This is a genomic window from Clavibacter rahimiani, from assembly GCF_052654495.1.
In genome coordinates, this window is sequence record NZ_CP199790.1 from 2984270 (window position 1) to 3009163 (window position 24894).

27 protein-coding genes and 3 tRNA genes are annotated in these 24894 nt (G+C 73.9%); 5 read left to right on the forward strand and 25 right to left on the reverse strand.

Going from position 1 to position 24894, the window contains the following annotated elements:
- Positions 1-17: 17 nt before the first annotated feature.
- From ACT7CP_RS14190 to ACT7CP_RS14200, 3 genes are read right to left on the reverse strand one after another with little or no spacing between them, the layout of a single operon-like run.
- Positions 18-293, reverse strand: a complete 276-nt coding sequence (locus tag ACT7CP_RS14190; protein ID WP_445442700.1) for a hypothetical protein — start codon at positions 291-293, stop codon at positions 18-20.
- Position 294: 1 nt separating this feature from the next.
- Positions 295-1893, reverse strand: a complete 1599-nt coding sequence (locus ACT7CP_RS14195; RefSeq protein ID WP_445442701.1) for a sensor histidine kinase — start codon at positions 1891-1893, stop codon at positions 295-297.
- Positions 1894-1934: 41 nt separating this feature from the next.
- A complete protein-coding gene (locus tag ACT7CP_RS14200) occupies positions 1935-2705 on the reverse strand; it encodes a response regulator transcription factor (RefSeq protein ID WP_445442702.1) in 771 nt (256 codons plus the stop codon).
- A 183-nt stretch (positions 2706-2888) separates the two neighbouring features.
- Here ACT7CP_RS14200 and ACT7CP_RS14205 point away from each other — a divergent pair, with 183 nt between their 5' ends.
- Positions 2889-4358 carry an ABC transporter permease gene (locus ACT7CP_RS14205; protein WP_445442703.1) on the forward strand — a complete coding sequence of 490 codons (1470 nt, stop codon included), beginning with the start codon at positions 2889-2891 and terminating at the stop codon, positions 4356-4358.
- A 53-nt stretch (positions 4359-4411) separates the two neighbouring features.
- The gene (locus ACT7CP_RS14210; RefSeq protein WP_445442704.1) at positions 4412-5104 is read left to right on the forward strand and encodes an ABC transporter ATP-binding protein; all 693 of its coding nucleotides are present in this window, start codon (positions 4412-4414) and stop codon (positions 5102-5104) included.
- Between the two features lie 75 nt (positions 5105-5179).
- Here the strand turns inward: ACT7CP_RS14210 and ACT7CP_RS14215 are convergent, their stop codons facing one another.
- The 9 genes from ACT7CP_RS14215 to ACT7CP_RS14255 form a co-directional block, all read right to left on the reverse strand.
- Positions 5180-6208: a TerC family protein gene (locus ACT7CP_RS14215; protein ID WP_445442705.1), complete on the reverse strand. Its 1029-nt coding sequence runs from the start codon at positions 6206-6208 to the stop codon at positions 5180-5182.
- 212 nt (positions 6209-6420) lie between these two features.
- Positions 6421-7359, reverse strand: a complete 939-nt coding sequence (locus tag ACT7CP_RS14220; protein ID WP_445442706.1) for a TolB family protein — start codon at positions 7357-7359, stop codon at positions 6421-6423.
- Positions 7356-8438, reverse strand: a complete 1083-nt coding sequence (locus ACT7CP_RS14225) for a sugar phosphate isomerase/epimerase family protein (RefSeq protein ID WP_445442707.1) — start codon at positions 8436-8438, stop codon at positions 7356-7358. Before ACT7CP_RS14225 ends, ACT7CP_RS14220 begins: the two co-directional genes overlap by 4 nt.
- A gap of 101 nt (positions 8439-8539) precedes the next feature.
- The gene (locus tag ACT7CP_RS14230) at positions 8540-9322 is read right to left on the reverse strand and encodes an ABC transporter permease (RefSeq protein WP_445442708.1); all 783 of its coding nucleotides are present in this window, start codon (positions 9320-9322) and stop codon (positions 8540-8542) included.
- A complete protein-coding gene (locus ACT7CP_RS14235) occupies positions 9319-10296 on the reverse strand; it encodes an ABC transporter ATP-binding protein (protein WP_445442709.1) in 978 nt (325 codons plus the stop codon). The genes ACT7CP_RS14230 and ACT7CP_RS14235 overlap by 4 nt, the downstream gene beginning before the upstream one ends.
- Positions 10289-11284, reverse strand: a complete 996-nt coding sequence (locus tag ACT7CP_RS14240; protein ID WP_445442710.1) for a SagB/ThcOx family dehydrogenase — start codon at positions 11282-11284, stop codon at positions 10289-10291. Before ACT7CP_RS14240 ends, ACT7CP_RS14235 begins: the two co-directional genes overlap by 8 nt.
- Before the next feature lie 76 nt (positions 11285-11360).
- Entirely contained in the window at positions 11361-12632 is a 1272-nt protein-coding gene (locus tag ACT7CP_RS14245) for a YcaO-like family protein (protein WP_445442711.1), read from the reverse strand.
- Positions 12620-13570, reverse strand: a complete 951-nt coding sequence (locus ACT7CP_RS14250) for a TOMM precursor leader peptide-binding protein (RefSeq protein ID WP_445442712.1) — start codon at positions 13568-13570, stop codon at positions 12620-12622. Before ACT7CP_RS14250 ends, ACT7CP_RS14245 begins: the two co-directional genes overlap by 13 nt.
- Before the next feature lie 10 nt (positions 13571-13580).
- Entirely contained in the window at positions 13581-13835 is a 255-nt protein-coding gene (locus tag ACT7CP_RS14255) for a hypothetical protein (RefSeq protein WP_445442713.1), read from the reverse strand.
- Between the two features lie 183 nt (positions 13836-14018).
- Here ACT7CP_RS14255 and ACT7CP_RS14260 point away from each other — a divergent pair, with 183 nt between their 5' ends.
- Positions 14019-14681 carry a YqaJ viral recombinase family protein gene (locus ACT7CP_RS14260; RefSeq protein ID WP_373425978.1) on the forward strand — a complete coding sequence of 221 codons (663 nt, stop codon included), beginning with the start codon at positions 14019-14021 and terminating at the stop codon, positions 14679-14681.
- A gap of 45 nt (positions 14682-14726) precedes the next feature.
- Here the strand turns inward: ACT7CP_RS14260 and ACT7CP_RS14265 are convergent, their stop codons facing one another.
- Entirely contained in the window at positions 14727-15308 is a 582-nt protein-coding gene (locus ACT7CP_RS14265) for an AAA family ATPase (protein WP_413961660.1), read from the reverse strand.
- Between the two features lie 246 nt (positions 15309-15554).
- Between ACT7CP_RS14265 and ACT7CP_RS14270 the strand changes: the two genes are divergently transcribed.
- The gene (locus ACT7CP_RS14270; RefSeq protein WP_445443993.1) at positions 15555-16511 is read left to right on the forward strand and encodes an NADP-dependent oxidoreductase; all 957 of its coding nucleotides are present in this window, start codon (positions 15555-15557) and stop codon (positions 16509-16511) included.
- A 15-nt stretch (positions 16512-16526) separates the two neighbouring features.
- On the opposite strand, the gene ACT7CP_RS14275 is transcribed toward ACT7CP_RS14270, so the two are convergent.
- The 6 genes from ACT7CP_RS14275 to ACT7CP_RS14300 form a co-directional block, all read right to left on the reverse strand.
- Complete coding sequence (locus tag ACT7CP_RS14275) at positions 16527-17126, reverse strand: GNAT family N-acetyltransferase (RefSeq protein ID WP_445442714.1); 600 nt, start codon at positions 17124-17126, stop codon at positions 16527-16529.
- A gap of 193 nt (positions 17127-17319) precedes the next feature.
- A complete protein-coding gene (rplA, locus tag ACT7CP_RS14280) occupies positions 17320-18006 on the reverse strand; it encodes a 50S ribosomal protein L1 (protein WP_413961662.1) in 687 nt (228 codons plus the stop codon).
- Positions 18007-18105: 99 nt separating this feature from the next.
- Positions 18106-18537 (reverse strand): 50S ribosomal protein L11, encoded by a 432-nt coding sequence (gene rplK / locus ACT7CP_RS14285; RefSeq protein ID WP_012039476.1) that lies wholly within the window; start codon positions 18535-18537, stop codon positions 18106-18108.
- A 53-nt stretch (positions 18538-18590) separates the two neighbouring features.
- Complete coding sequence (nusG, locus tag ACT7CP_RS14290) at positions 18591-19613, reverse strand: transcription termination/antitermination protein NusG (RefSeq protein ID WP_413961663.1); 1023 nt, start codon at positions 19611-19613, stop codon at positions 18591-18593.
- 195 nt (positions 19614-19808) lie between these two features.
- Positions 19809-20081 (reverse strand): preprotein translocase subunit SecE, encoded by a 273-nt coding sequence (gene secE / locus ACT7CP_RS14295; protein WP_012039478.1) that lies wholly within the window; start codon positions 20079-20081, stop codon positions 19809-19811.
- Positions 20082-20167: 86 nt separating this feature from the next.
- A tRNA-Trp gene (locus ACT7CP_RS14300) sits at positions 20168-20240 on the reverse strand.
- Between the two features lie 189 nt (positions 20241-20429).
- On the opposite strand from ACT7CP_RS14300, the gene ACT7CP_RS14305 reads away from it, so the two are divergent.
- On the forward strand, positions 20430-21647 hold the full coding sequence (locus tag ACT7CP_RS14305; RefSeq protein ID WP_413961664.1) for a pyridoxal phosphate-dependent aminotransferase: 1218 nt from the start codon (positions 20430-20432) through the stop codon (positions 21645-21647).
- Between the two features lie 27 nt (positions 21648-21674).
- Here ACT7CP_RS14305 and ACT7CP_RS14310 read toward each other — a convergent pair whose 3' ends face one another.
- From ACT7CP_RS14310 to ACT7CP_RS14335, 6 genes are all read right to left on the reverse strand, one after another.
- A complete protein-coding gene (locus tag ACT7CP_RS14310; protein WP_445442715.1) occupies positions 21675-22829 on the reverse strand; it encodes a UDP-N-acetylmuramate dehydrogenase in 1155 nt (384 codons plus the stop codon).
- A gap of 7 nt (positions 22830-22836) precedes the next feature.
- The gene (locus ACT7CP_RS14315; RefSeq protein ID WP_445442716.1) at positions 22837-23271 is read right to left on the reverse strand and encodes a MaoC/PaaZ C-terminal domain-containing protein; all 435 of its coding nucleotides are present in this window, start codon (positions 23269-23271) and stop codon (positions 22837-22839) included.
- The gene (locus tag ACT7CP_RS14320; protein ID WP_413961667.1) at positions 23268-23717 is read right to left on the reverse strand and encodes an FAS1-like dehydratase domain-containing protein; all 450 of its coding nucleotides are present in this window, start codon (positions 23715-23717) and stop codon (positions 23268-23270) included. Before ACT7CP_RS14320 ends, ACT7CP_RS14315 begins: the two co-directional genes overlap by 4 nt.
- Positions 23718-24303: 586 nt before the next feature.
- Positions 24304-24492: a hypothetical protein gene (locus ACT7CP_RS14325; protein ID WP_307505856.1), complete on the reverse strand. Its 189-nt coding sequence runs from the start codon at positions 24490-24492 to the stop codon at positions 24304-24306.
- A gap of 211 nt (positions 24493-24703) precedes the next feature.
- Positions 24704-24777 (reverse strand) — tRNA-Met (locus tag ACT7CP_RS14330).
- Between the two features lie 41 nt (positions 24778-24818).
- Positions 24819-24890 (reverse strand) — tRNA-Thr (locus ACT7CP_RS14335).
- Positions 24891-24894: the final 4 nt, after the last annotated feature.

The window sequence follows — 24894 nt, forward strand, 5'->3', positions numbered from 1 at the left end:
CGGATCAGGGGTCCAGCCTAGCGACGGGCGGTTCCGGGGTCGGGGGCGGGCGGCTCGGAGCCTGCCGGACGGGTGCCGGACGCCTCGGGCGCCGGGGCGAGCCGGGCGATCATCCGCGGCGCGATCCACACGATCGCCACCACGCCGACGACCGCGCGCAGCCCCGCGAACGCGAGCACCCACCAGCCGACCCCGTCGCCGCCGACGAGCAGCGCGACCCCGATGACCACGAGCGCGGCGTCCGCGACGAACGGCACGCGCAGCCAGAACATGAGGCGGCGGACGGGATCCACGTCAGTCGGCCGACCGCGGGCCGGGACGGTCTGCGAGGGGCGCGCCCGTCGGCGCGGCCCAGCGATGCGGGGCACCGGTCGGCAGGGAAGCGGCGGGCGCACCCGACGCGGCCCGCGCCTCCGCGGCCCGCCGCACCACCGGCAGCCGCACCCCGAAGACGGTGCGGCCCGGCTCCGACTCGACCCAGAGGGCGCCCTGGTGCGCCGACACGATGGCCTGCGCGATCGCGAGACCGAGGCCCGTGCCACCCGTCGACCGGGCGCGGGATCCGTCGCCGCGCACGAAGCGCTCGAACAGGGTGTCCTGCAGGGCGGGCGGGATGCCGGGGCCGTCGTCGGTGACGCGGATCACGGCGTGCGCGTCCGACCCGGATCCCTCGACCGCGAGCGACGCCACGACGCGCGTGCCCGCCGGCGTGTGCGTCCGCGCGTTCGCGAGGAGGTTGACGACCACCTGGCGGAGCCGCGCGTCGTCGCCGGGGACGGTCACGGGCTCCTCGGGCAGGTCGAGGTCCCAGCCGTGGTCGGGGCCGGCCGCGCTCGCGTCGCCGACTGTGTCGAGCAGGATCCGCGTCACGTCGACCGGGTCCGACTCCAGCTCCCGCCCCTCGTCGAGGCGCGCGAGGAGCAGCAGGTCCTCGACGATGGTCGTCATCCGCACCGACTCGGACTCGATGCGGGACAGCGAGTGCGTGACGTCCTCGGGCAGCTGGTGCGGCCCGCGCCGGGTGAGCTCGGCGTAGCCGCGGATGGAGGCGAGCGGCGTGCGCAGCTCGTGGCTCGCGTCCGACACGAAGCGCCGCACCTTCGCCTCGCTGGCCTGCCGCGACGACAGCGCCGCCGCGACGTGCCCGAGCAGGCCGTTGAGCGCGGCGCCCACGCGACCGACCTCGGTGCGCTCGTCGGTGTCGGACGCGGGCACGCGCGCCTCGAGGGCGACGTCGCCGCGATCGAGCTCCAGCGCGGCCACGTGGGTCGCCGTGTCGACGACCCGGTCGAGCGGACGCAGCGCCCGGCGCACGATGAGCGCGCCCACGAACGCCGCGAGCGCGAGCGTGATCGCGGCGACCACCGTGATCACGACGACGAGCTGCTCGACCACGTCGTCGGCGGGCTTCAGCGGCAGTCCCGTGACGAGGGTCGCGCCCGTCGAGGAGGTGTCGCCGACGAGCCGGTACCGGCCGAGCGCCCCGCCGAGGTCGACCGTCCGCGGCAACTCGTCGGTGGGCACGCTCTGCAGCAGCTGGCTCTGGCGCTCGGTGAGCGCCACCGCGCCCGCGCCGCCCGGCTCGCCCTCGGCCGCGTCGCGGTCGGCGATGTAGCCGCCCGTGACCACGCCGCCGACGATGGTCGCGCTGATCGTGCCGACCTGCTGCCCGAACGCGCCGAGGCCGCCGGGAGGGGCGCCGGGGAAGCTGCCGTAGTCGTCCGGATCCCGGTCCACGAAGCTCTGGGAGCGCGACGCGGTGGCGCGCAGCTGCTCGTCGACCTGCTGCACGAGCGACGCCTGCAGGGCGAGGATGCTGACCGCGCCGATGAGGATGCTCGCGAGCGCCAGCAGCCCCACGACGCTGAGGACGAGGCGGCGGCGCAGGGTCATGCCTCCCGCCGCCGCGGCCAGCCGGGTCCGCAGCCGGTCGATCACTCCGCGGCCTTGAGCATGTAGCCGCTGCCGCGCACCGTGTGGATCATGGGGTTCCGGCCGGCGTCGATCTTGCGGCGGAGGTAGGAGATGTAGATCTCGACCACGCTCGACTTGCCGCCGAAGTCGTAGCTCCACACCCGGTCGAGGATCTGCAGCTTGCTGAGCACGCGGCGCGGGTTCCGCATCAGGTAGCGCAGCAGCTCGAACTCGGTGGCGGTGAGCTCGATGGGATCGCCGGCACGGCTGACCTCGTGGCTGTCCTCGTCGAGCGCGAGGTCGCCCACGCGGAGCACCGGGTCGACGCTGTCGCTGACCACGAGCGTCGAGCGGCGGATGAGCCCGCGCAGCCGGGCGACTACCTCCTCCAGGCTGAACGGCTTGGTGACGTAGTCGTCGCCGCCCGCGGTGAGGCCGGCGAGCCGGTCGTCGAGCGAGTCCTTCGCGGTGAGGAAGAGGACCGGGATGTCCTCGGCGTCGGCCCGCAGCCGCGACAGGACCTGGAGCCCGTCGAGGTCCGGCAGCATGATGTCGAGCACCACGGCGTCGGGCTTGAACTCGCGCGCGGCGGCGAGCGCCTGGTGCCCGTCCTCGGCCGTGCGGATCTGCCACCCCTCGTAGCGGAGCGCCATCTGCAGCAGGTCGGTGAGGGACGCCTCGTCGTCGACGACGAGCACCCGGATGGGCGACCCGTCGGCGCGGGTGAGGCGGGGCTGCGGGGCGGCGGCGGGCTGGAAGCCGGAGGGCGAGGTCGTGGTCACGGGATCCATTCTGCGGAAGTTCCTATGAGCCGGCCATGAGGCGGCCATGGGCGGGCACAGCGTTGACCCCGCACGCGAGCCGGCGCTCGGCTCATGGCGTCCTCATGGCGAGCGCGGGCGGACTCGCAGATCCAGCTGGGCATCCGCTTGGAAGGCGTCCCTAGCGTCCGAGGACACCCACCAGGAGGACCCATGTTCGGAACGTACCTCCGGCGCGAGCTCACGCAGCGCCGGAAGCAGACAGTCATCATCGCGATCGGGATGGCGCTCGCCATCGCCCTCGTCATCGTCGTCGACGCCGTGTCGGGAGGGGTGCGGGCCGCGCAGTCGCAGGTGCTCTCCTCCGTCTACGGCGTCGGCACCGACATCACCGTGACGCAGGCCGCCGAGCCGCCGACCGAGGGCAGCGGCCCCGGCCAGGACTTCCAGTTCGGCGCGGAGGACGGCACCACGTCCGACGGCAGCACCGACGTCAGCACCGCGCGACTCGTCGCCGGACGCGGCACGTCGACCTTCGACGCGGCCAGCGTCGACACGGTCGCCGGCCTCGACGGCGTCTCCGCGGCGGCCGGCACCCTCACGCTCACCAACACCTCGTTCAGCGGGCGGATCCCCGGCCAGGGCGGCACCGGCGGCGCCGCTCCCGGCGCGGGCGCGACTCCCCCCACCGGCGGCGCGGACGGCGCGGGCGGCAGCGCCTTCTCCGTCGACTCGTTCGGGGTGACGGGCGTGGATCCCGGCGCCGACGCCGTCGGCCCCCTCACCGCCACGACCCTCGTGGACGGCCGCGCGCTCACCGCCGACGACGCCGGATCCGACGTGGTCGTGCTGGACGAGACCTACGCGACCGGCACCGACCTCGCCGTCGGCGGCACGCTCGCCATCGCGGGCACCGACTTCGAGATCGTCGGGATCGTCGCGCCCACCGGGTCCGACGCCGAGACCGCGTCGAACGCCTACATCCCGCTCGACGTCGCCCAGGCGCTCGCCGGGCTCGACGGGCAGATCTCCACCGTCTCGGTGACCGCCGCGTCATCGACCGTCATCCCCGCCGTGAAGGCGGCCATCGAGGGCGCACTGCCGGACGCGACCGTGAGCACGCAGGAGGACCTCGCCTCGAGCGTCTCGGGATCTCTCTCCACCGCGTCCTCGCTCATCGCGAGCCTCGGCACCTGGCTCTCCCTGCTGGTGCTCGCCGCGGCCTTCGCGATCGCGATCCTGCTGACGGTCTCCGGCGTCTCCCGCCGCACCCGCGAGTTCGGGACCTTGAAGGCCATCGGCTGGAGCGACCGGCGCATCGTGCGCCAGGTCGCGGGCGAGTCGCTCGTGCAGGGGCTGATCGGCGGCGCGCTCGGCGTCGTCATGGGGCTCGGCGCGACCCTCGTGGTGAACCTCATCGCGCCGACGCTCTCGGCCGGATCCGCGGCGGCCACCACCGGCGGCCCCGGCGGCGGGATGCCCGGCGGCGGCGCGGGCGACGGCTTCGGCGGTCAGCAGGCCGCCGCAGCGACCACGGACGTGGTGCTGCAGGCGCCCGTGACGGTCGGCGTGATCCTCGTCGCCGTCGGCCTGTCCGTGCTCGGCGGCCTGCTCGCCGGCGCGTTCGGCGGCTGGCGCGCGGCGCGGCTCCGGCCCGCCGAGGCGCTCCGCTCGATCGCCTGATCCACCCCTCCATCACCCGTCACGCACCACCCACCGCACCCGAGAGGACCACCATGTACACGCTCCAGGACGTCCGCAAGACCTACCGGCAGGGCTCGAAGCACGTCACCGCGCTCGAGGGGGTGACCCTCGAGATCCCCGACGGGCAGCTCGTCGCCATCCAGGGCCCGACCGGCGGCGGCAAGTCGACGCTGCTGCAGATGCTCGGCGCGCTCGACCGCCCCACCTCCGGCACCGTCACGCTCGGCGGCGACGACCTCTCCACCGCGGGCGACCGCCGGCTCGCCGAGGTGCGGGCCACGCAGATCGGCTTCGTGTTCCAGGGCTTCAACCTGATCCCCACGCTCAGCGCCCGCGAGAACGTCGAGACCGCGCTCGAGCCGCTGCGCGTCGCGACTCCCGAGCGCCGGGCGCGCGCGACGGCGGCGCTCGAGCTCGTCGGGCTGGGCGATCGCGCCGACCACCTGCCGTCGCAGCTCTCCGGCGGGCAGCAGCAGCGCGTCGCCATCGCCCGCGCGCTCGTGAAGGAGCCGACCGTGCTCCTCGCCGACGAGCCCACCGGCAACCTCGACGAGGAGACGCGCGACGACATCATGGGCCTGCTCGAGGGGCTGTGGCGGGATCGCGGGCTCACCCTCGTGCTCGTCACCCACGACTCCGAGGTGGCCCGCCGCGCGGAGCGACGCCTGCACATCGCGCGCGGACGCGTCACCGAGGTGCAGGCGGCCAGGCTGCTGTCGCGCTGACCGCCCCCATGCACGACGACGGGCCCGGCGCGTGATGCGCCGGGCCCGTCGGGGATGCGGGGTCGTGCGGGAGGCCTAGTGCCCCTCGTCCGTCGCGCGGGTGACGGTCTCGCCGTCCACCTTCGCGCGGTCCTTCTTCTCCTTGTCGCCGCGGGTCTTCGCGAGGCTCGCGACGGTGGCGACCGTGATGGTCGCGCCGATGAACAGCAGCGAGAACCAGATCGGGATCTCGGGCGCCCACTCGATGTGCTCGCCGCCGTTGATGAAGGGCAGCTCGTTGACGTGCATCGCGTGCAGCACGAGCTTCGCGCCGATGAACGCGAGGATGACCGCGAGGCCCTGCGACAGGTACACGAGGCGCTCGAGCAGGCCGCCGATGAGGAAGTACAGCTGGCGGAGGCCCATCAGCGCGAAGGCGTTCGCGGTGAAGACGATGTAGGCCTCGTTCGTGAGGCCGTAGATCGCGGGGATCGAGTCGAGCGCGAACACCAGGTCGACGAAGCCGATCGCGATGACGCAGAGCAGGAGCGGCGTCACGAAGCGCTTGCCGTCGATCTTGGTGGTGAAGCGGTCGCCGACGAAGTCGTCGTGGACGGGCAGGATCCGACGCGCGATCCGCACGAACATGTTGTCCGCCGCGTTGCCGCCGTGGTCGCCCTTCAGCTGCTGGTACGCGAGGACGAACAGCAGCGCGCCGAAGATGTAGAAGACCCAGGAGAAGTTCTCGATGAGCGCGGCGCCGAGGGCGATGAAGCCGGCGCGCATGATCAGCGCGATCACGATGCCGATCATCAGCACCTTCTGCTGGTACTTCCGCGGCACCGCGAACCCCGTCATGATCAGCAGGAACACGAAGAGGTTGTCGATCGACAGGGCCTTCTCGGTGAGGTAGCCGGCGAAGTACTCGCCGCCGAAGCCCCAGCCGCTGGTGAGGCCGATGCCGACGCCGAACGCGAGCGCGAGGCCGATGTAGAAGGCCGACCAGCGGGCGGACTCGCCGATGGTGGGCTCGTGCGGCTTCCGCACGTGGGTGAAGAACTCGTAGACGAAGAACGCGATGGTGACCGCGATCGTGATGAGCCAGGTCGTGGGGGTGATGTTCACGGGGGTCTCCGGGAGTGAGGCCGACGGGATATCGGGACGGCGAGGTGGCGCGGGCCCCCATGATCCCACGCCGGATCTCCCCTATCCGGGGAAATGGCTGCGCCTACGCTTCCCGGCTCGCGGCGGGGCCTCCGTCCGGGTCCCGTCACCGATGCCCGCTCGGCGCGGCACCGCCGTCGTGCCGCACGCCGGATGCGGTCCGGCGACCGACGTCAGGTGAGGCTCGGCGCCGAGAACGGGTACGCGACGTACGCGAAGCGGCGCGAGTCCGGCGCCCAGCTCGTGACGTTGATGGTGCCCTGGCCGCCGGGGAACGCCGCGAGGTCCCGGGTGCGGTGGCTCTGCCGGTCGATGACGCGGAGGATCACGTCCCGGTCGGCCGGGTGCCCGAGCGTGCCGGGCGGGAAGCTCACGTAGACGATGTGCTCGCCGTCGGGCGACGGGTGCGGGAACCAGTTGACGCGCTCGTCGGAGGTGAACTGGTGGACGTCGGTGCCGTCGACGCGCATCGTGAACAGCTGCGCGTGGCCCGGCAGGTCGGATCCGCGCTCGGAGTTGTAGTAGAGCCAGCCGCCGTCGGGCGAGAACTCGGCGCCGTCGTCGGGGAAGCCGTCGTCGGTGAGCTGCGTGGTGGGGCCGCCGTCGACGGGCACGAGGTGGATGTTCGTGGTCCACTCGCCGCGCGCGTCGACCTGGCCGCCGATCACGCTGAGCGTCGTGCCGTCGGGCGAGACGCCGTGCAGGTAGTTCTTGGACCGGAGCGCCGGATCCCGATCGACCGTGATGCGCCGGCCCGCGCCGCCCGCGCCGCCGTTCCAGGGGATGTCGTACAGGTGGCCGTCGCGGCCGGAGACGTAGACGTGCTCGCCGTCGGGCGAGATGACGTGGTCGTTGTTGATGGGCGGGACCCCGCCGAGGTCCACGGCCTGGAAGTCGACCGCGGGCTCGGGGAGATCCGGATCCGGGTCCTCGGCGTCGGGCGCGGGCAACCGCCACAGACCGCCCTCCGCGTTCACGACGAGCCAGCGGCCGTCGGGCGTCCAGTTCGGCGCCTCGATGTGCAGCACGGCCGACTCGGCGACCATGCGCTCGGCGCCCGTCTCCACGTCGACGACGAGGAGACGGGCCAGCTGGCCGTCGCGCAGCGTCACGCGGCCGATCCGGTGGAGCCGGTGGAGCCGGTGGTGCCGGTGTCGCCCGTCGCGGGCGCGTCGTCGCGGTTGTTCGCGAACGCCGAGTCGAAGAGGCTGTCGGGCGTCGGCCAGAGGAGGGAGCGCACCTGCGCGAGGGCGTCGGGGGCGCCGTGGAGTCGGTCCATGCCCGCATCCTCCCACTCCACCGAGACGGGGCCGTCGTAGCCGATGCTCCGGAGCGCCCGGAAGGCGCGCTCGAACGGGACGTCGCCGTGGCCGACCGAGACGAAGTCCCAGCCGCGGCGCGGGTTGCCCCAACCGAGGTGCGAGCCGAGTCGCCCTCCGCGCCCGTCGGACGTGCTCACCTTCGTGTCCTTGGCGTGCACGTGGTAGATCCGGTCCGCGAAGTCGAGGAGGAAGCCCACCGGGTCGATGTCCTGCCACATCATGTGGCTCGGGTCCCAGTTGAGCCCGAAGCCGGGGCGGTGCCCGATGGCCTCGAGGGTGCGGCGGGTGGTCCAGTAGTCGTAGGCGATCTCGCTCGGGTGCACCTCCAGCGCGTACCGCACGCCCTCGTCGTCGAACACGTCGATGATCGGGTTCCAGCGGTCCGCGAAGTCCTGGTAGCCGGCGTCGATGACCGACTCGGGGACCGGCGGGAACATGGCGACGTACGGCCAGATGCGGGATCCGGTGAAGCCCGTCACGCGCGTGACGCCGAGGCCCGCGGCGGCCTTGGCCGTGAGCTTCAGCTCCTCGGCCGCGCGCTGGCGCACGCCCTCGGCCTGGCCGTCGCCCCACACCTTCGAGCGGAGGATCGCCTGGTGCCGGAAGTCGATGGGGTCGTCGCACACGGCCTGGCCGGTGAGGTGCTGCGAGAGCGCGTGCACCTGGAGGCCGTGGCGCTCGAGGATCTCGAGGCGGCCGCGGAGGTACGCCGGGTCCTCAGCGGCCCGCCACACGTCGAGGTGCTCCGCGGAGCAGGCGATCTCGAGGGCGTCGAACCCCCAGCCGCTCGCGAGCCGGGCCACCTCCTCCAGCGGCAGGTCGGCCCACTGGCCGGTGAACAGGGCGACGGGGTTGGTGATCTGGGGCATGGTTCCCTCTCGTCGACGGTGACGGATGGCGGCGTGGCGGCCGGAGGACGGCGCGCGGCATCCACGCTACACACCGGGCCGCGCGCCATCACGGGTCGGCGTCAGCGAAAGTTCGCCGACTGCGTGCGCTGGTACCCCGCGAGCGTGATGCCGCCGAGGAGCAGCGCCCACGCCGCGAGGATGATCAGCGGGAGGCCCATCACGGCCGTGTCCTGCCGGGCGGCCGCGCTCGTGAGCGTGCTCCACGCGCCCGTCGGCAGCAGGACCGTGAGGGACTCCCACGGCGTGCCGCTCGTGTCGCCGCCCGTGAACAGGCCGCCCGCGAACGAGAGCGGCAGGTACACGAGGTTGGCGAGGCCGAGCGCGCCCCGGGCCGGGAACCAGTAGCCCATCGCGAGGCCGAGCAGCGCCATCGGGACGGCGCCGGCCAGCACGGCGAGCGCGACGGCGGCGAGCGTGGCCACGTCGACCCGCACACCGCCGGCCGTGAACCCCACGACGGCCACGGGGATCACGAACAGCACCCCGAAGACGCACGCGACCGTGAGCTTCGCGGCCAGCCGGATCCACGCGGGCACCGGCGCCGTGAACAGCCACCGCTCCCACGGCGACTCCCGCGCCGACGCGACGCCGACGCCGAACTGGAACGTCACCGTGCCGAGCACGGAGAAGAGCACGTAACCGAGCAGGACGCTGAGCCGCGCGCTCGGCGGGCCGCCCTGCGGCAGGCCGACGACGACGTAGATGAGCACCGGGTACGCGAGCAGCGGCAGCACGAACGCGGGCATGCGCGCGTTCTGCGCGAGCTCGCTGACGACGTGGGCGCGGTAGATCGCCATCCGGCGGCGGGCGGTGAGGCGGGCCGGCACCGCGGCGGCGGTCATCGGGCGCATCCGGCGGGGTCGGCGGCGCGCGACAGGTCGGCGGCGCGCGGCAGGTCGGCGGCGCGCGACAGGCCTGCGTCGTCCGCCAGCACCCGCTCGACGATCTCGCCGAGCCCGGGCTCCCCCACCGTGAGGTCGGGCTGCGGGACGGCGGCGAGCACCAGCCCGGCGACGACGTCGGAGCGGTCCGTGTCGATGACCCAGCGGATCCGCTCGCCCTCCCGGGGCTCCTCGCCCGACTCGGGCTGCGCCCCGCACGTGCGCAGGCCGCGCGCCTCGTCCCGCGTCGCCTGGAAGCCGACCCGGCGCATCCCCGCGAGCCCGCGGAAGTCGGCGGCGGTCCAGTGCCCGACCACGCGGCCGTGGTCGAGGCAGACGACGGTGTCGGCGAGCGCCGCCACCTCCTCCATGTCGTGCGAGGCGAGCAGCACCGTGCGCCCGGAGTCGCGGACCGCGGCGATCGCATCGCGCACGGCGGCCCGGCCCGGGATGTCGAGCGCCGCCGACGGCTCGTCGAGCACGACGACGGGCGTGCCCGCGGCCACCACGCACGCGAGCGCGACGCGCCTTCGCTCGCCGCCGCTGAGCCCGCCGGTCTGGCGCGACGCGAGCCGGTCGAGGTCGAAGCGGTCGATCGCCGCCGCCGGCGTGAGGGCGGCCGCGTGCGGCACGAGCGCCAGCGCGAGCACCTCGCGCACCGTCAGGTACTCGGGGAACGCGAGCGCCTGCGGCATCACCGCGACGAGCGAGGCCGTGGGTCCGCCGCGGCGGACGTCGTGGCCGAGCACGCGCGCCCGCCCCGCGTCCGGTCGGCGGGTGGCGGTGAGCACGTCGATGGCCGTGGTCTTGCCGGATCCGTTCGGCCCGAGCAGCGCGTGCACGAGCCCCGGGGCGAGCGCGAACGACGCGTCGTCGAGGGCGCGCGTGCGGCCGAAGGTGCGGGTGATCCCGTCGAGCTCCACCGCGTCAGTCATGGGATGCCTCCTCGTCGGCGGGGTGTCCCGGCGCGGGCGCCGAATCGGCACCGCCCGGATCCGGCCGCCCGCCCAGCGAGATCGCGTACAGCGACGACTGCGTCACCCCGTCGAGCCCGAGCACGGCGTCGAGCTCGTGGTCGACGAAGCCGACCCAGCCGATCGACGGCAGCCCGAGCGCCGTCGCGACGAGCAGCGCGTTCTGCGCGACGTGCCCCGCCTCGAGCAGCGTCAGGCGGTAGCCCCGCAGCCCGTACTTCGTGCGGGAGCGCTCGAAGCTGCCGGTGATCACGATCGTCACGGCCGCCTGCTCCGCGAGGGGCGCCATGGCCGTCGGCGCGGCCCGCCGGAAGCGGGCGAGCCGGCCCTGCCGGTCGAGGCCGGACACGTCGACGAGCGTCTCCTCCAGCGGGTCGAGCTGGTGGATCCCCGCCGCGATCCCCGCCGCCGCCCGCACCACGACGTGCAGGTCGAGCGGGTAGAGCCCGCCCGCCGACGGCACGAACCGCCCGGTGCCGCCGTCGCCGCGCGGCCCGTAGGCGAGGCGCAGTACCGTGGCGAGCTCCGCGAGCGCCAGGGGCGGGGCGAGCTCGGCCGGATCCGCCGACCGCCGGGCCGCCATCGTCGTGCCGAGCTCGTACCGGAGCGGCAGCGCGGGCGGGAGGGCGAGCGCCGGGAGGAGGCGCGGCGCGCTCGTGGCGCCGCCCGGCCCTGCGTCGATGCCCTGCGCCTCCTGCGCGAGCTGCTGCGCGTACCGCACGTCGGTCCAGCCCGGGTGCGTGATGCGGGTGATCTTCGACGCCTCGTGGAAGTCCTCGGCGAGGTCGCCCGCCGCGCGCTCGACGGCGCCGCCGACGCTGAAGATCGGGCCGACGCTGCCGGCCGACGCGGGCGCGGACGCGGCGGCCGCGCGGGCCCGCCTGTCCGCGTCAGCCGAGCCGTCCGCCGCCGCGCGCGTGGGCGCCGTGCCGATGTCGGTGATGCTCATGGGATCCTCCTGGTGGTGTCGGCGCGATGCGGGGCGCACGCGCGCGGCGACGTGGATGCGGGGCGGCGGGCCGCCCTCACGGGAACGGGTGCGGAACGCGGACGAGGTGCGCCGGGCCTTCGATCGCGGGCCCGTCCCGCCACCGCCGGTAGAGCCGCGGATGGCCGAGGAACCGAGCGTCGTGCCGCACGTCGAGCGCGACGAGGTCGGGGCTCAGCGCGCGCACCACGTGGTAGCCCGCGGCGCGCACCTCCGGCGCGGTGATCCCGGACAGCAGCACCTCGATCCCCTCCCGGTGCAGCCCCTCCACGACCTCTCCCCAGCTCGACGGCCCGCCCACGGACGCGACGCGCGCGCCCGACGCGTCGAGCGCGGCGGACAGCGACCGGGCGGAGGGCGGGCAGTGCAGCCGCACGTGGTCCTCGAACTCGATCACCGCGGACGGCACGACGGGCGGCCGGGGCAGCAGCCGCAGGCACCAGTTGTGCGTGTGCACCGCCTCGCGCACGGCGTTGAGCACGGCGCGGTCGAGGCGGAAGTCGGCCGCGCACCCCACCGCGACGCCGATGCGGTCGCTGCGCATGACCGCGAGGATCACCGGCACGTCGGCCGCCGCATCGAGCACGCGCAGAGAGAAGGCGGCGCCGAACCGCCCGCACAGCTCCTCCAGCCGCGCGAGCTCGCGCCGCGTCGCGTCGGCGAGGCGCGGGCTGGCGCGCCAGTCGAAGGCCGGCGGCGTGGATCCGCGGAGCCACGCCCGCTGGAACGCGTCGCGCTCGATGAGCTCCAGGATCGCCCGGCCCGCCGCGAAGCCGAACGTGGGCCCGGCCGCGACGCCCGACGAGGTGGCCGGCTCCAGGTGCCGCTCGCGGTGCCCGTCGGACGCGTGCGGGTCGTCGAAGACCACCATCTGCGCGGGGACGTGCACCTCGCTCCCGCCGTGCAGTGACCGCGCCGGCAGCCAGGTGAGGAGGTCGCCGCGCTCGGCGCGCTCGAACGGGAAGGCCGGATCCTCGCGCTGCGCCGGGTGGAAGCGCTGGAAGGCGTCCGGCTCCACCTGCCGGGCGTCGGCCCCCAGCGGCGCGCGGAACGCACCCCGCGCGCCGGCCAGCGAGAGCCGCTCCACGGCCTCGCCCACGCACGACCTCCGGGCGTCCGCGGCGCTGCCGCCGGGCCCCATGCTGAACCCCTCCGAGGGGATGCCCGTGAGGAAGCCCGTGTCGGCCGTCCGCGCGGAGTGCAGCGCGTCGGGGATGGCGTCCGGGGTGAACGCCATCGGGTGGGAGTAGGCGACGAGCCCGGTGTACGGGCTCACCACGTCGGCGCCCGCCGTCCTCAGGCGCGCCACGGCGACACCACCCCCGCGTAGGGCCGCGGGCCGCACGTGCCGCAGCGGGCGACCCGGAAGACCGGGTGCGCCTCCGCCGACAGCACCTTCGGCTCGACCACGAGCACCGTGCTCGCGACCAGCCAGTCGCGCGCGAAGACCCAGCGGGCCGCGTAGCGCGCGGCGAAGCCGGCCGCGATGGCGTCGAGCCCGGGATCCCGCGGGACCGGCGCGACCGCGTCGGCGGCCGCCGCGTGGTCCGCGGCGAAGGGCGTGGTCGAGGCCCAGCGCAGGGCGACGCACTCGAGGCACGGTCCCTCGTCCGGCACGACCACCGGGCCGACGAGCTGGAAGCGGCCGTCGAACGGGTGGATGGGGAGCCACGCGCGCCCGGCGGCGTGCATCCGGGCGCCCACCTCCCGGAGGACCCGGCGGCTGCCGGCCGCGATGACGAGGTCGGCGTCGGGCTCGTCGGTGAGCTCCGCCGAGGGCAGCGCCTCGGCGAGCGAGGCGAGGAGGGTCGGGATGGCGTCGCCGACGAGGGCGACCCGGGCGGGGGTGCGCGGATCCCGGGGGCGGCCGAGGCCCGTGCGGTCGCCGCCGTTGCGCCGCGCCTCGTCGAGGACGTGCGCGAGCTCGGCCTGGTCGGGGTCGTCGAGGCGGCCCACCGGATCCGGCGACCCGGCATCCGCGTCGGGCCGCGCGGGCGCGCCCACGACCACGTCGCGGACGACCAGCTCGTCGACGAGGTCGGCCACGACCGGGGCGTGCACGCCGAAGGCGCGGTCGACGTCCGCGCGCGTGAAGGGACGGGAGAGGAGCCGCGACACCGCGGAGACGGCGTCGCCCGAGGGCAGCTGCAGGGAGACCAGCTCGCGACCGCCGAGGAGGTGGAGGGTGTCCTCCACCTCCCCGACGGCGTAGCGGGGACTCACCGAGTAGGTCGTCGACGGGTCCATGGCGGATGCGTCAGCGAGGCTGCTGCTTGCTGCTGCACGAGCAGCACGTGCTGCAGCAGAGGGTGACGTCGGCCATCACGACCTCCGCCTCCCGCCCGCGGTGCGTGATGGTGAAGCCGAACGCGTCGGCGCCGAGCGCCTCGGCGCCGAACGCGTCGGCGAGGAGGGCGTCGGCGCGCGCGGCGTCGACCTCCTCGACGCGCGTGGGCGCCTCCGCGAGCGCCGGTGCTCCCGTGATGGCCGGTCCTTCGATGAGCAGGGTCATGCCGTTTCCTCTCTCCGTGCGGGTGATGGGTGGGTGGGACGACGCCTTTCTAGCACGATCCTCCGTGCCCTGGGCGCGGACGCATTACCTGTTGACAACCCGGCCGTCGCACCGCATGATCCGCCCGCGTCGGGGCCGCGGGCGTCGGATACGGCGCGTACCCTGGAGCCCGTGACGGACGAGATGCTGGCCTTCCCCTGGGAGGACGACCTCGCCCCCGCCGCACCCGCGCCGCCTCCTCCCCCGCCCCACCTCGCGCGCATCGTCGCCCACTCGTCCGACCGCGTCGCCTGGCTGCGGGCCCGCAGCTTCGGGATCACCGCCACGGACGTCGCCCGGCTCGCGACCGACGCCTCGCTGCAGGCCGTCGCGCTCGAGAAGCTCTACGGGTCCGGCTTCGGCGGCAACCGCTACACCGACCACGGCCGCGAGCGCGAGCCCGAGATCGCCCGCTGGGTCGAGGCCGAGCACGGCATCGTCCCCAGCGCGCACCTCTTCCACGCGCCCGGCCAGCGGCGCCACCTGGCGACCCCCGACGGCGTGGGCGTGCGCGCCGACGGCCGCCTCGAGCTCGCCGAGATCAAGACCACCGCGAAGCCGTGGCGGAGCGTCCCGCGCAACTACCTCCGGCAGATCTGGTGGCAGCAGTACGTGCTCGGCGCCGAGCGCTCGCTCATCGTGTGGGAGCAGCACGTGGACTTCGTGCCCGTGCACGACATCCCGAAGTGGAAGTGGATCGACCGCGACGAGGCCGAGATCCAGGCGCTCGTGACGCGCGCGAACGACCTCATCGCCCTGATCGTCCGCATGGCCAACGCCCCGGCGGGAGCCCGCGGCCTGGCCTGAGCGCCCCGGCCCGCGCCGGTGCCCGCGCCGGCGCCGGCGCCCACCTCAGCGGATGTGCCCGATCCGCACCCGCATCCGCTCGGCCGCCCGCCGCCACGGCCCCGTCGGGTCCGGCCCGATCCGCACGCCGGCCACGAGCGCCACGGCCTCCACCACCTGCGCGTGCGTCAGCCCATCCGTCCGCACGTGGTCGGCGAAGCGCGGCCCGCGGAGCGCCGCCGTCCGCGGGAGCTGCGCCGCCGCCCAGCCGTCCGGCCCCTCGAGCCGCGTGCGCAGGCGCCGGAGCACGACCTCGTCGGACGCGAGGAGCGTCACGTGCCGCACGTCGTGCCCCGCGTCGCGGAGCGCCCCGAGGATCCGCTCGTGCCGGCCCTCGTCCACGAGCGCCATCGGCACGATCACGTCGCCCGGGTGACGGGCGAGCACGTCGAGCAGGATCCCCGTCACGGTCGGCTCCCACCACGGCGTGTCCTGGAAGTCGCCGCGGAGCGCGGGCGGCTGCATCCGGTGGATCCCGAACCCCACCTGCTCCGGGTCCGCCACGACCGATCCCGGCAGCCGCCGCCGCAGCGACGCCGCCGCCTGGGTCTTGCCGACGCCGAAGGTCCCGTTGATCCAGATGAGCACCCCGCGAGCCTGCCAGCCCCGGCGCCCGCCCGCATTCTTCTCGCCCGGGGAACACCGCGGAAACACGCCCGACTCACGCGCCGACTTCACTGGAGGAGCGGAGGCCGCGGTGGGATCCACCACGCCGCCGCGTCCGAGGAGGGTCGCACGATGAGCCAGGTCGTCCAGTCGAAAGCCGGCGTCGCCGCCGCAGCCGAACGGGATCGGGCGGCTGCGGCCGTCGCGCTCGCGCCGCACGGGGAGACCATGCGCGCGGTCGTCGTCACCGAGACGGGCGGGCCCGAGGTGCTGCACCTCGCGGACGTGCCGATCCCGCGCCGCCTCGACGCGGAGGTGCTCGTGAAGGTCGTCGCCGCCGGCGTGAACCCCATCGACCTGCGGCTGCGGGCGGGCGAGCCCGGCGGTCCCGCGCTCGGCGGCGCGCCCACGGTACTCGGCCGCGACTTCAGCGGCGTGGTCGTCGAGTCGCCGTACGAGGACCACGCGCTGCACCCCGGCGACGAGGTCTTCGGCCTCGCGATGGTGCCCCGCATGGCCGGCAGCTACGCCCCCTACATCTCCGTCCCGAGCGTGAGCCTCGCGCGGAAGCCCGCGCGCCTGTCGCACGTCGAGGCCGCCGCGACGCCCGTCAGCGCGCTCACCGCATGGGGCATGGTCGTCGACATCGGCAAGGCGCACGAGGGCCAGGTCGTGCTCGTGCACGCGGGGGCCGGCGGGGTCGGTCACTTCGCGGTGCAGTTCGCGCGGCACTTCGGCGCCCGCGTGATCGCCACGGGATCGCCCCGCAACGTCGACTGGCTGGCGGAGCTCGGGGCCGACGAGGTCATCGACCGCACGCAGGGGCGCTTCGAGGATGTGCTCGCCGACGTCGACGTGGTGATCGACCTGGTCGGCAACTGCACCGACGACACCGGCACCCGGTCCCTCCAGGTCCTCCGCCGCGGCGGCCTGCTGGTGAGCTCGCCCACGCGCGGCTGGCCGACGCTCGTGCAGGACGCCGCCGCCGTCGGCGTGCGCGCGACGCACTACGAGGTGGCGCCGGACGGCCAGACGCTCGCCGTGATCGCCCGCCTGCTCGAGTCGGGCGACATCCGCGTCTACGTCGACGAGGTCTTCGACCTGGAGGACGCGGCCGAGGCGCACCGCCACATGGAGAGCGGGCACGCGCGCGGCAAGGTCGTGCTCAACGTGTCCCGCGGCTGACGGCGGCGCGCGGGATCAGCCCGCCGCGGTCGCGGTGAGCGGCCGCTCCATCACGTGGTCCGTCTCCACGGAGTCGGCGAGCCGGAACGACCGCGTCCCCACGATGCGGAAGCCGCTGCGCTCGTAGAACCGGATGGCGCGGGCGTTGTGCTCGTTGACGCCGAGCCAGATCCCCGCCTCCGCGTCGCGCCCGGACGCCCCCGCCAGGTCGCGCGCGATCCGCAGCGTCTCGGCCATGAGCGGCCGTGCGACCCCGACGCCGTGCTGCCCGGCCTCGACGTACACCTTGCTCAGCTCGATCTCGGGCCGCAGCCGGAGCGCGCCGGCCACGTCGGGGTCGGCGGGCGGCGCGGCCACGGTCATCGTGTAGCCGACCGCCCGGCCGTCGACCTCCGCGAGCACCACCCGGCGCGCGGGATCCGCGAGGTGCGCCGCGAAGCGCGCGGGCGAGAGGACGGTGCGGACGTGCTCCGCGATCGCCTCCGCCGTCGTGGACGGCGGGCACGCGAGCGCGAAGGTGCGGGCGGCGAGGGATGCCACCTCGTCGGCGTCCGCGGGCGTCGCGACGCGGTACGAGGGGACGGACGGGGCGGCGACGGGATCCGGGGAGCTCACCCCCCGAGCCTAGGCAGCCGCGGACCTCGGAGACGACGGGCGGGCGCGCCGAGCCCCGAGAGCCGCCCCTCCCGCAGACGACGGGCGGGCGCGCCGAGCCCCGAGAGCCGCCCCTCCCGGAGACGACGGAAGGGCCCGCCGAGGCGGGCCCTTCCTGTGGTGCTGGTCGTGCGTGCGCTCGCGCGCGGCGGTGCTAGATGGAGTTGACGTCCACCGGGATGCCGGGGCCGAAGGTCGTGGAGACCGTGGCCTTCTGCACGTAGCGGCCCTTCGAGGAGGACGGCTTGAGGCGGACGATCTCCTCGAGCGCGGCGCCCACGTTCTCGGAGAGCTGCTCGGGCGAGAAGCTCGCCTTGCCGACCACGAAGTGGACGTTGGCGTGCTTGTCGACGCGGAACTCGATCTTGCCGCCCTTGATGTCGGACACCGCGCGCGCGACGTCCGGGGTGACCGTTCCGGTCTTGGGGTTGGGCATGAGGCCGCGCGGTCCGAGGACCTTGCCGAGGCGTCCGACCTTGCCCATGAGCTCGGGCGTCGAGACGGCGGAGTCGAACGACGTGTAGCCGCCCGCCACCTTCTCGATGAGCTCGTCGCCGCCGACCTCGTCGGCGCCGGCGGCGAGGGCCGCCTCGGCCGCGGGGCCCGTCGCGAAGACGATGACGCGGGCGGTCTTGCCGGTACCGTGGGGAAGGATGACGGTGCCGCGGACCATCTGGTCTGCCTTGCGGGGGTCGACGCCGAGCTTGAGCGCGACCTCGACGGTGCTGTCGAACTTGCTGGATCCGGTCTCGCGCGCGAGCTCGACGGCCTCGGAGGCGGTGTACGCCTTCGTCAGGTCGATCTTCTCGGCTGCGGCCCGGTAGGCCTTTGACTTCGCCATTCGTGTCTCCTGTTTCGAGAGTGCGGTTGATGTGAGCCTGGCTGGCTCTCCCGCGTGATGCTGGAGCGGATCCCGGACGGGATCCGCGGGTGGTGGAGGCTAGGCCTCGACCGTGATGCCCATGGAGCGGGCGGTGCCGGCGATGATCTTCGCCGCGGCGTCGATGTCGTTGGCGTTGAGGTCGGCCTGCTTCTGCTCGGCGATCTCGCGGACCTGGTCCATCGTGAGCTTCGCGACCTTGACCGTGTGCGGCGTGCCCGAGCCCTTGGCGACTCCAGCGGCCTTCTTGATGAGCTCCGCAGCCGGGGGCGTCTTGAGGATGAACGTGAACGTCCGGTCCTCGTAGACGGTGATCTCGACGGGGATGACGTTCCCGCGCTGAGCCTCGGTCTGGGCGTTGTACGCCTTGCAGAACTCCATGATGTTGACGCCGTGCTGTCCCAGCGCCGGCCCGATGGGCGGTGCGGGGTTGGCGGCGCCGGCCTTGATCTGCAGCTTGATCAGACCCGTGACCTTCTTCTTCGGTGCCATTTCTCTTCCTTCTCCTTGATTGCTAGATCGAGCGGGCCGCGCGGCCCGACCGCCTAGAGCTTGGTGACCTGGTCGAAGCTGAGCTCGACCGGGGTCTCGCGCTCGAACAGGGAGACGAGGACCGTGAGCTTGCCGCTCTCGGGCTTGATCTCGCTGATGGAGCCGGGGAGGCCCGCGAACGAGCCCTCCTTGATCGTGATGGTCTCGCCGATCTCGAAGTCGACCTCGGCCGCGATGACGCGCTGCGCCTGGCCGCCCTTGGTGGGCTGGCCCTTGACCTGCGCCACCTCCTTGATCTCGACGAGGCTCTTCAGCATGGAGAAGGCCTCCTCGAACCGCAGCGGCGTGGGGTTGTGGGCGTTGCCCACGAAGCCCGTGACGCCGGGGGTGTGGCGGACGACCGACCAGCTGTCCTCGTTGAGGGCCATGCGCACCAGCACGTAGCCGGGGATGCGCACGCGGTTGACCATCTTGCGCTGGCCGTTCTTGATCTCGACGACGTCCTCCATTGGGACCTCGATCTGGTAGATGTCGTCCTCCATGTTGAGCGACACCATGCGGTTCTCGATGTTGCTCTTCACGCGGCGCTCGAAGCCCGCGTAGGAGTGGATGACGTACCACTTGCCCGGCTTGGAGCGGAGCTCCTTGCGGAAGTCCTCGTAGGGGTCGACCTCGGACTCGTCCTCGTCGGGCACCAGGTCGGCCTCGGCCTCGGCGATGTCCTCGGCGGTCGCGGGCGTGACCTCGGCGGGCTCCAGCGCCTCCTCGGCTGCCTCCTCCTCGGCCTCGTCGTCGGTCGCCTCCACGGCGGCCTCGGCCTCGTCGGCGGAGTCCACGTCGAGCGCGTCCTCGACGATCGCGTCGGCCTCGGGGTCGTCGACGGACTCCATCGCGTCGAGCGCGGCCGTCAGGTCGGTCTCGACGTCGTCGCCCTCGATGTGCAGGGCGGTGTGCTCCGCCGCGTCCGAGCTGCCCTCGGATGCGGTGGTGACGGAACCCTCCTGGGCCTCGTCCACCTCGGAGGACTGCTCCGCCGCGGGGGCGAGGTCGACGTCGTCGCGCTTGCTCTCAGCCAATGGATCTACTTCCCTCGTTCTTCGTCGTGCGTTGCCGTGTGCGTGCCGTGCTGCTCCGGGCGCCGCACCGCGTGGACGCGGACCCGACAGGGTCCGCCGCGCTCCGGCCGTCCGTGCTCCGCGGCGCCTGCGATCCGTGGATCCCGTGCGCAGCCCGCCGTCCGGCCCGTGCCGCCTCCGGTGGAGGCCCTGGTGCTAGGCGCCGTTGCCGAACACCACGATGGCGAGGTACCCGAACAGCTGGTCGAGGAGCGAGACGATCACCATCATGACGATGACGAAGGCCAGGACCACTCCCGTGAACGTGAGCAGCTCCTTGCGGGTGGGGGTGACCACCTTCTTGAGCTCCTGCACGACCTGCTTGATGAAGAGCACCAGCCGGGCGAAGGGGTTGCGTCGCGCGTCCCGCTGCTCGCGAGCCTGCGCGACGATCTCCTCGCTCGGCTCGTCGACGATCTTCCGCGCCACGCGTGGGTCCCTTCCTGCATTGCTCGGCTCCGCCCGGAGTTCGGGCGAGCCGCGATGGGCCGCGTCCGTGGACGCGGATCATCTAGCAGGGCGGACAGGACTCGAACCTGCAACCTGCGGTTTTGGAGACCGCTGCTCTACCAATTGAGCCACCACCCTCTGCGTCGACACCCGCCTGCCCCTGCGCTCCCCCACCGTGCGAGCACGGACGGAAGAAGGCGCGGAAGAGCATGGCGGAGATACCGACCCGGACGAGTGTACCAGCATCCGCGCCCGCCCGGTCGGGGCGGGCATCCGACGGCCGTCGGCACCCGCGTGGAGCCCGGCGCGGATCCCTATGCTCGGGGCATGGCCGAACCGCAGAGCACCGTCCCCCTCAGCCGCGTCTCCACCCGCATCGGATCCATCGCCGAGTCCGCGACCCTCAAGGTCGACGGCAAGGCCAAGGCCCTGCAGGCCGCCGGACGCCCCGTCATCAGCTTCGCGGCGGGCGAGCCCGACTTCCCGACGCCCGACTACGTGGTCGAGGCCGCGGTCGAGGCCGCGCGCGATCCCCGCAACCACCGGTACACGGCGGCGGCCGGCCTCCCTGACCTCCGCGAGGCGATCGCCGAGAAGACCCGCACGTCGTCGGGGCTCGACGTGGGCATCGACCGGATCATCGTCACCAACGGCGGCAAGCAGGCCGTCTACCAGGCGTTCCAGACGCTGCTCGACCAGGGCGACGAGGTCCTCGTGCCCACGCCCTACTGGACCACGTACCCGGAGGCCATCCGCCTCGCGGGCGGCGTCGCGGTCGACGTCTTCGCGGGCGCCGACCAGGGCTACCTCGTCACGGTCGAGCAGCTCGAGGCCGCGTGGACCCCGCGCACCAAGGTGCTGCTGTTCGTCTCGCCCTCCAACCCCACGGGCGCCGTCTACTCGCGGGAGCAGACCCGCGAGATCGGCGAGTGGGCGGACGCGAAGGGCCTCTGGGTCATCAGCGACGAGATCTACCAGGACCTCGTCTACGACGGCGCCGAGGCCGCCAGCATCGTCGACGTCGTGCCGGCGCTGGCCGACCGCACGATCCTCGTCAACGGCGTCGCCAAGACGTACGCCATGACCGGCTGGCGCGTCGGGTGGATGGTCGGCCCCGCGGACGCCATCAAGGCCGCCGGCAACCTGCAGTCGCACCTGTCCTCCAACGTCTCGAACGTCTCGCAGCGCGCCGCCATCGCCGCGCTCCGCGGGCCGCGCGACACCGTCGACCGGATGCGCGAGGCGTTCGACCGCCGCCGCCGCACGATCATCGCGGAGCTCGACGCGATCCCCGGCTTCGTCACGCCGACGCCGCAGGGCGCGTTCTACGTCTACCCCGACGTCACGGGCCTGTTCGGCCGCGACATCGACGGCGTCACGCCCACCACCTCCCTCGAGGTGGCCGACGTCCTGCTGGAGAAGGCCGAGGTCGCCGCGGTGCCCGGCGAGGCGTTCGGCCCGAGCGGCTTCCTCCGCTTCAGCTACGCGCTCGGCGACGAGGCGCTGCTCGAGGGCGTGCGCCGGATCCGCGACCTGCTCGCCTGATCCGCCGCCCGTCCCGCGCGCCCCCCCCTAGAGGGTGAGGCCGACCAGCACGGGCTCGGGCTGCAGGATCACGCCGTGCTCGCTCATGACCCGGCCCTGCACGTAGCGCGCGAGGGCGGCGACGTCCTCGGCGGTCGCGGTGCCGCGGTTGGTGAGCGCGAGCGTGTGCTTCGAGGAGATGGCCGCGCCGGATCCCGGCAGCCGGAACCCGCGACGCACGCCCGAGTGCTCGATGAGCCACGCGGCGCTGAGCTTCACGGCCGGGGGCTCGCGACGGCGGCGCGCGGCGGCCTCGCGCTCGATGGCCTCGGCCACCTCCCACTGGTCGCCGAGCGGCACGACGAGGTCCCGCGGCGGGTCCTCCTGAGGCCAGCGCGGGGCGTCGGCCGGCAGCGTGCGCGCGAAGGCGGCGCTGACGATCGGGTTGGTGAAGAAGGAGCCCGCGCTCCAGGTGTCGGGATCCGCGTCGTCGAGCACCATGCCCTTGGAGGCGCGGAGGGCGAGGACGGTCTCGCGCACGCGGGCGACGGGGACGCGGTCGCCGAGCTCCACGCCGAGGGCCCCCGCGAGCTGCGGGTACGCGACGGGGAGCCCGAGCGCGTCGGTCCCCTCGCCGCGGGTCAGGGCGAAGTCCACGGACAGCACGACGCCCACGCGGCCGCGCTTGAGCGACGACGTGCGGTAGCCGAGGCCGAGGTCCGCCGCGCTCAGGCGCTCGACCCGGCCGGTCTCGTAGTCCAGGAACTCCACGCCCTCGAGGACGTCGGCGACCTCCTGGCCGTACGCGCCGATGTTCTGCACGGGCGAGGCGCCCGTGGATCCGGGGATGCCGGACAGCGCCTCCAGCCCGGCGAGGCCGTCCGCCACGGTGCGCGCGACGAGCGCGTCCCACGGCTCGCCGGCCTGCACGCGCACGAGGACGGTGCCGTCCGCGCGCTCCTCGCCGACCTCGACGCCGCGGGTCGCGATGCGGATCACCGTGCCGGGCACGCCCTCGTCGGAGATGAGGGAGTTGGATCCGCCGCCGATGACGTGCCAGTCCTCGCCCACGGTCCAGAGGCCGAGCAGCGTGTCGACGAGCTCGTCGCGCTCGCTCACGGTCACGAGCTCCTCGGCCGGGCCGCCGACGCGCAGCGTCGTGAGGTCGGCGAGCGGGGCGTCGCGGTGGGTCTCGATCGTCACGGCGGACCTACGCCAGCCGGACCAGCGCCTGCGCGCGGCCCAGCACGGTCTTCCCGTCGACGGACACGGCGACGTCGATGCGGACGGTGCCCGCCTCGGCGTCGATCGCGCCGACCTTGGCGACCACCGTCAGGTCCTGGCCGGCCTCGGGATCCACGACCACGGGCCGCGTGAAGCGCACGCCGTAGGAGACGATGCGGGAGGGGTCGCCCGCCCAATCGGCCACGGGCTGCACGGCCTGGCCCATGGTGAGCATGCCGTGCGCGAGGACGCCCGGCAGGCCGACCGACGCGGCCACGTCGTCGCGGTAGTGGATGGGGTTGAAGTCGCCCGAGGCGCCCGCGTAGCGGACGAGGGAGTCGCGCGTGAGGTGGATCGGGCGCTCGGCCACGACGTCGCCCACGGCGAGGTCGGCGAGCACGGGCACGGCCGCGGCGCTCACGCGTCGTCCCCGCGGACCACGAGGGTGGAGACGGCCGTGACCACGTGGGCGCCCGCGGCGTCCACCATCGCGGACTCGGCGGTCACCATGGCGTTGCCGCCGAGCGAGGCGACCTTCGTGACGGTGAGCGTGGCGGTGAGCTCGTCGCCCGCGACGACGGGACGCGAGTACGTGAAGGCCTGCTCGCCGTGGACGACCCGGCTGAAGTCGATGCCCGCGTCGGGTTCGGCGAGCAGCTGCGCGAGCGTCGCCTCCTGCACGACCACGGGGAAGGTGCTCGGCGCGACCACGTCGGCGTGGCCCGCGGCGCGCGCGGCCTCGGGATCGAGGTGGACGGGGTGGGTGGCGCCGACGGCACGGGCGAACTCGCGCACCTTCTCGCGTCCCACCAGGTACGGGGCGGCGGCGGGGAGCACGCGGCCCTGGATCTCTGGATTCACTGGCACCGGACGATCCTACGCGGCGGGCCCGCGGGAGCCCGGCGGGCGATCGCCCCGGGCATGCGAGAACCCCGGCCCCCACTTCTCGTGGGGACCGGGGCTCGGGTTCGCGATGCTGCTTCCGCGGCGTCAGCTGCCTACTGGCAGGAGTCGCACTGCAGGAGCTCCATGGGGTCGACGGGGATCGCGTAGCCGCCGACGGTGTCGTTGTTGTCGTAGTCCATGGGTGCCTCCCGTTGTGTCGTGTCGGGAGCCGCCGGTGCGGCTCCTCAGGTCTCGGTGCTCTTCGCTCCGTGGCCTCCGGATCTCCGCCGTGGCGGTGGTCCGGGGTGCTCGGCCACCCTGTGGGGCGGTGAGGTTCTCCACTATATAACCCGAACTACAGACCTGTCATTCCACTACATCTAGTGTTTCGGCGTGTCGCGGGGCCTTCCGCGCCGTCATGCGGATCCGGGCCGCGGCATGGATCCGGCGACGCGCGCGGGCCCGGCGTGTCGCCTCCGCGGGGGCCCGACCGGCACCGTCCGGGGACGCGGGAGGGCCGCCGCGATCGTGCCGCGACGGCCCTCGTGCGCTCGGTGCGCGATGCGGATCAGGCGCCCTCGCGGGCGTCCTTCTCCTCCTCGGACTCGCTGGCGGTGTAGTCGCCGCCGGCGGGCGCCTCACGGCGCTCCTCGTCGTGCGCGTCGGGGACCGGGTTGCCCTGGGTCTTGTAGAGCACGTCGTCGTGGTCGGCGCCCGTGGCGTGGTCGGGGTGGTCGGCGGATTCGTGGTGGGTCATGCCCGGAGGCTACGCCGCGCGCGCGGGCACCGGAAGGACGCGCGCCGCGGGAGGACACGGGGCGGCGGGGACGCGGGCCGCCGAGGACGCTGCCGCGCAGAGGACGCGGCCGCTCGAGGATGCAGCCGGGCAGGGGAAAGGCCCCGGAACCTGGCGAGAGGTGTCCGGGGCCTATCGAGGAGGACGGACCCTCGAGGGATCCGCGCTTCCGTAGCGGGAGCGGGACTTGAACCCGCGACACCACGATTATGAGCCGTGTGCTCTAACCACCTGAGCTACCCCGCCATGACCCTCGTCGCCGACCGCGGCCGGACCCCGAGGGATCGAGCCCCCAGTGAGGATTGAACTCACTACCTCTTCCTTACCAAGGAAGTGCTCTACCAATGAGCTATGGGGGCGTGC

Coding starts and splice junctions, on each gene's coding strand:
- ACT7CP_RS14195 (WP_445442701.1), bottom strand. CDS start 1,893: ATGACCCTGCGCCGCCGCCTCGTCCTCAGCGTCGTGGGGCTGCTGGCG.
- ACT7CP_RS14305 (WP_413961664.1), top strand. CDS start 20,430: ATGGCCGAACCGCAGAGCACCGTCCCCCTCAGCCGCGTCTCCACCCGC.
- ACT7CP_RS14260 (WP_373425978.1), top strand. CDS start 14,019: ATGCTGGCCTTCCCCTGGGAGGACGACCTCGCCCCCGCCGCACCCGCG.
- ACT7CP_RS14200 (WP_445442702.1), bottom strand. CDS start 2,705: ATGGATCCCGTGACCACGACCTCGCCCTCCGGCTTCCAGCCCGCCGCC.
- ACT7CP_RS14230 (WP_445442708.1), bottom strand. CDS start 9,322: ATGACCGCCGCCGCGGTGCCGGCCCGCCTCACCGCCCGCCGCCGGATG.
- rplK (WP_012039476.1), bottom strand. CDS start 18,537: ATGGCACCGAAGAAGAAGGTCACGGGTCTGATCAAGCTGCAGATCAAG.
- ACT7CP_RS14235 (WP_445442709.1), bottom strand. CDS start 10,296: ATGACTGACGCGGTGGAGCTCGACGGGATCACCCGCACCTTCGGCCGC.
- ACT7CP_RS14240 (WP_445442710.1), bottom strand. CDS start 11,284: ATGAGCATCACCGACATCGGCACGGCGCCCACGCGCGCGGCGGCGGAC.
- ACT7CP_RS14225 (WP_445442707.1), bottom strand. CDS start 8,438: ATGCCCCAGATCACCAACCCCGTCGCCCTGTTCACCGGCCAGTGGGCC.
- ACT7CP_RS14250 (WP_445442712.1), bottom strand. CDS start 13,570: ATGGACCCGTCGACGACCTACTCGGTGAGTCCCCGCTACGCCGTCGGG.
- ACT7CP_RS14210 (WP_445442704.1), top strand. CDS start 4,412: ATGTACACGCTCCAGGACGTCCGCAAGACCTACCGGCAGGGCTCGAAG.
- rplA (WP_413961662.1), bottom strand. CDS start 18,006: ATGGCGAAGTCAAAGGCCTACCGGGCCGCAGCCGAGAAGATCGACCTG.
- ACT7CP_RS14325 (WP_307505856.1), bottom strand. CDS start 24,492: ATGACCCACCACGAATCCGCCGACCACCCCGACCACGCCACGGGCGCC.
- ACT7CP_RS14270 (WP_445443993.1), top strand. CDS start 15,555: ATGCGCGCGGTCGTCGTCACCGAGACGGGCGGGCCCGAGGTGCTGCAC.
- ACT7CP_RS14255 (WP_445442713.1), bottom strand. CDS start 13,835: ATGACCCTGCTCATCGAAGGACCGGCCATCACGGGAGCACCGGCGCTC.
- ACT7CP_RS14205 (WP_445442703.1), top strand. CDS start 2,889: ATGTTCGGAACGTACCTCCGGCGCGAGCTCACGCAGCGCCGGAAGCAG.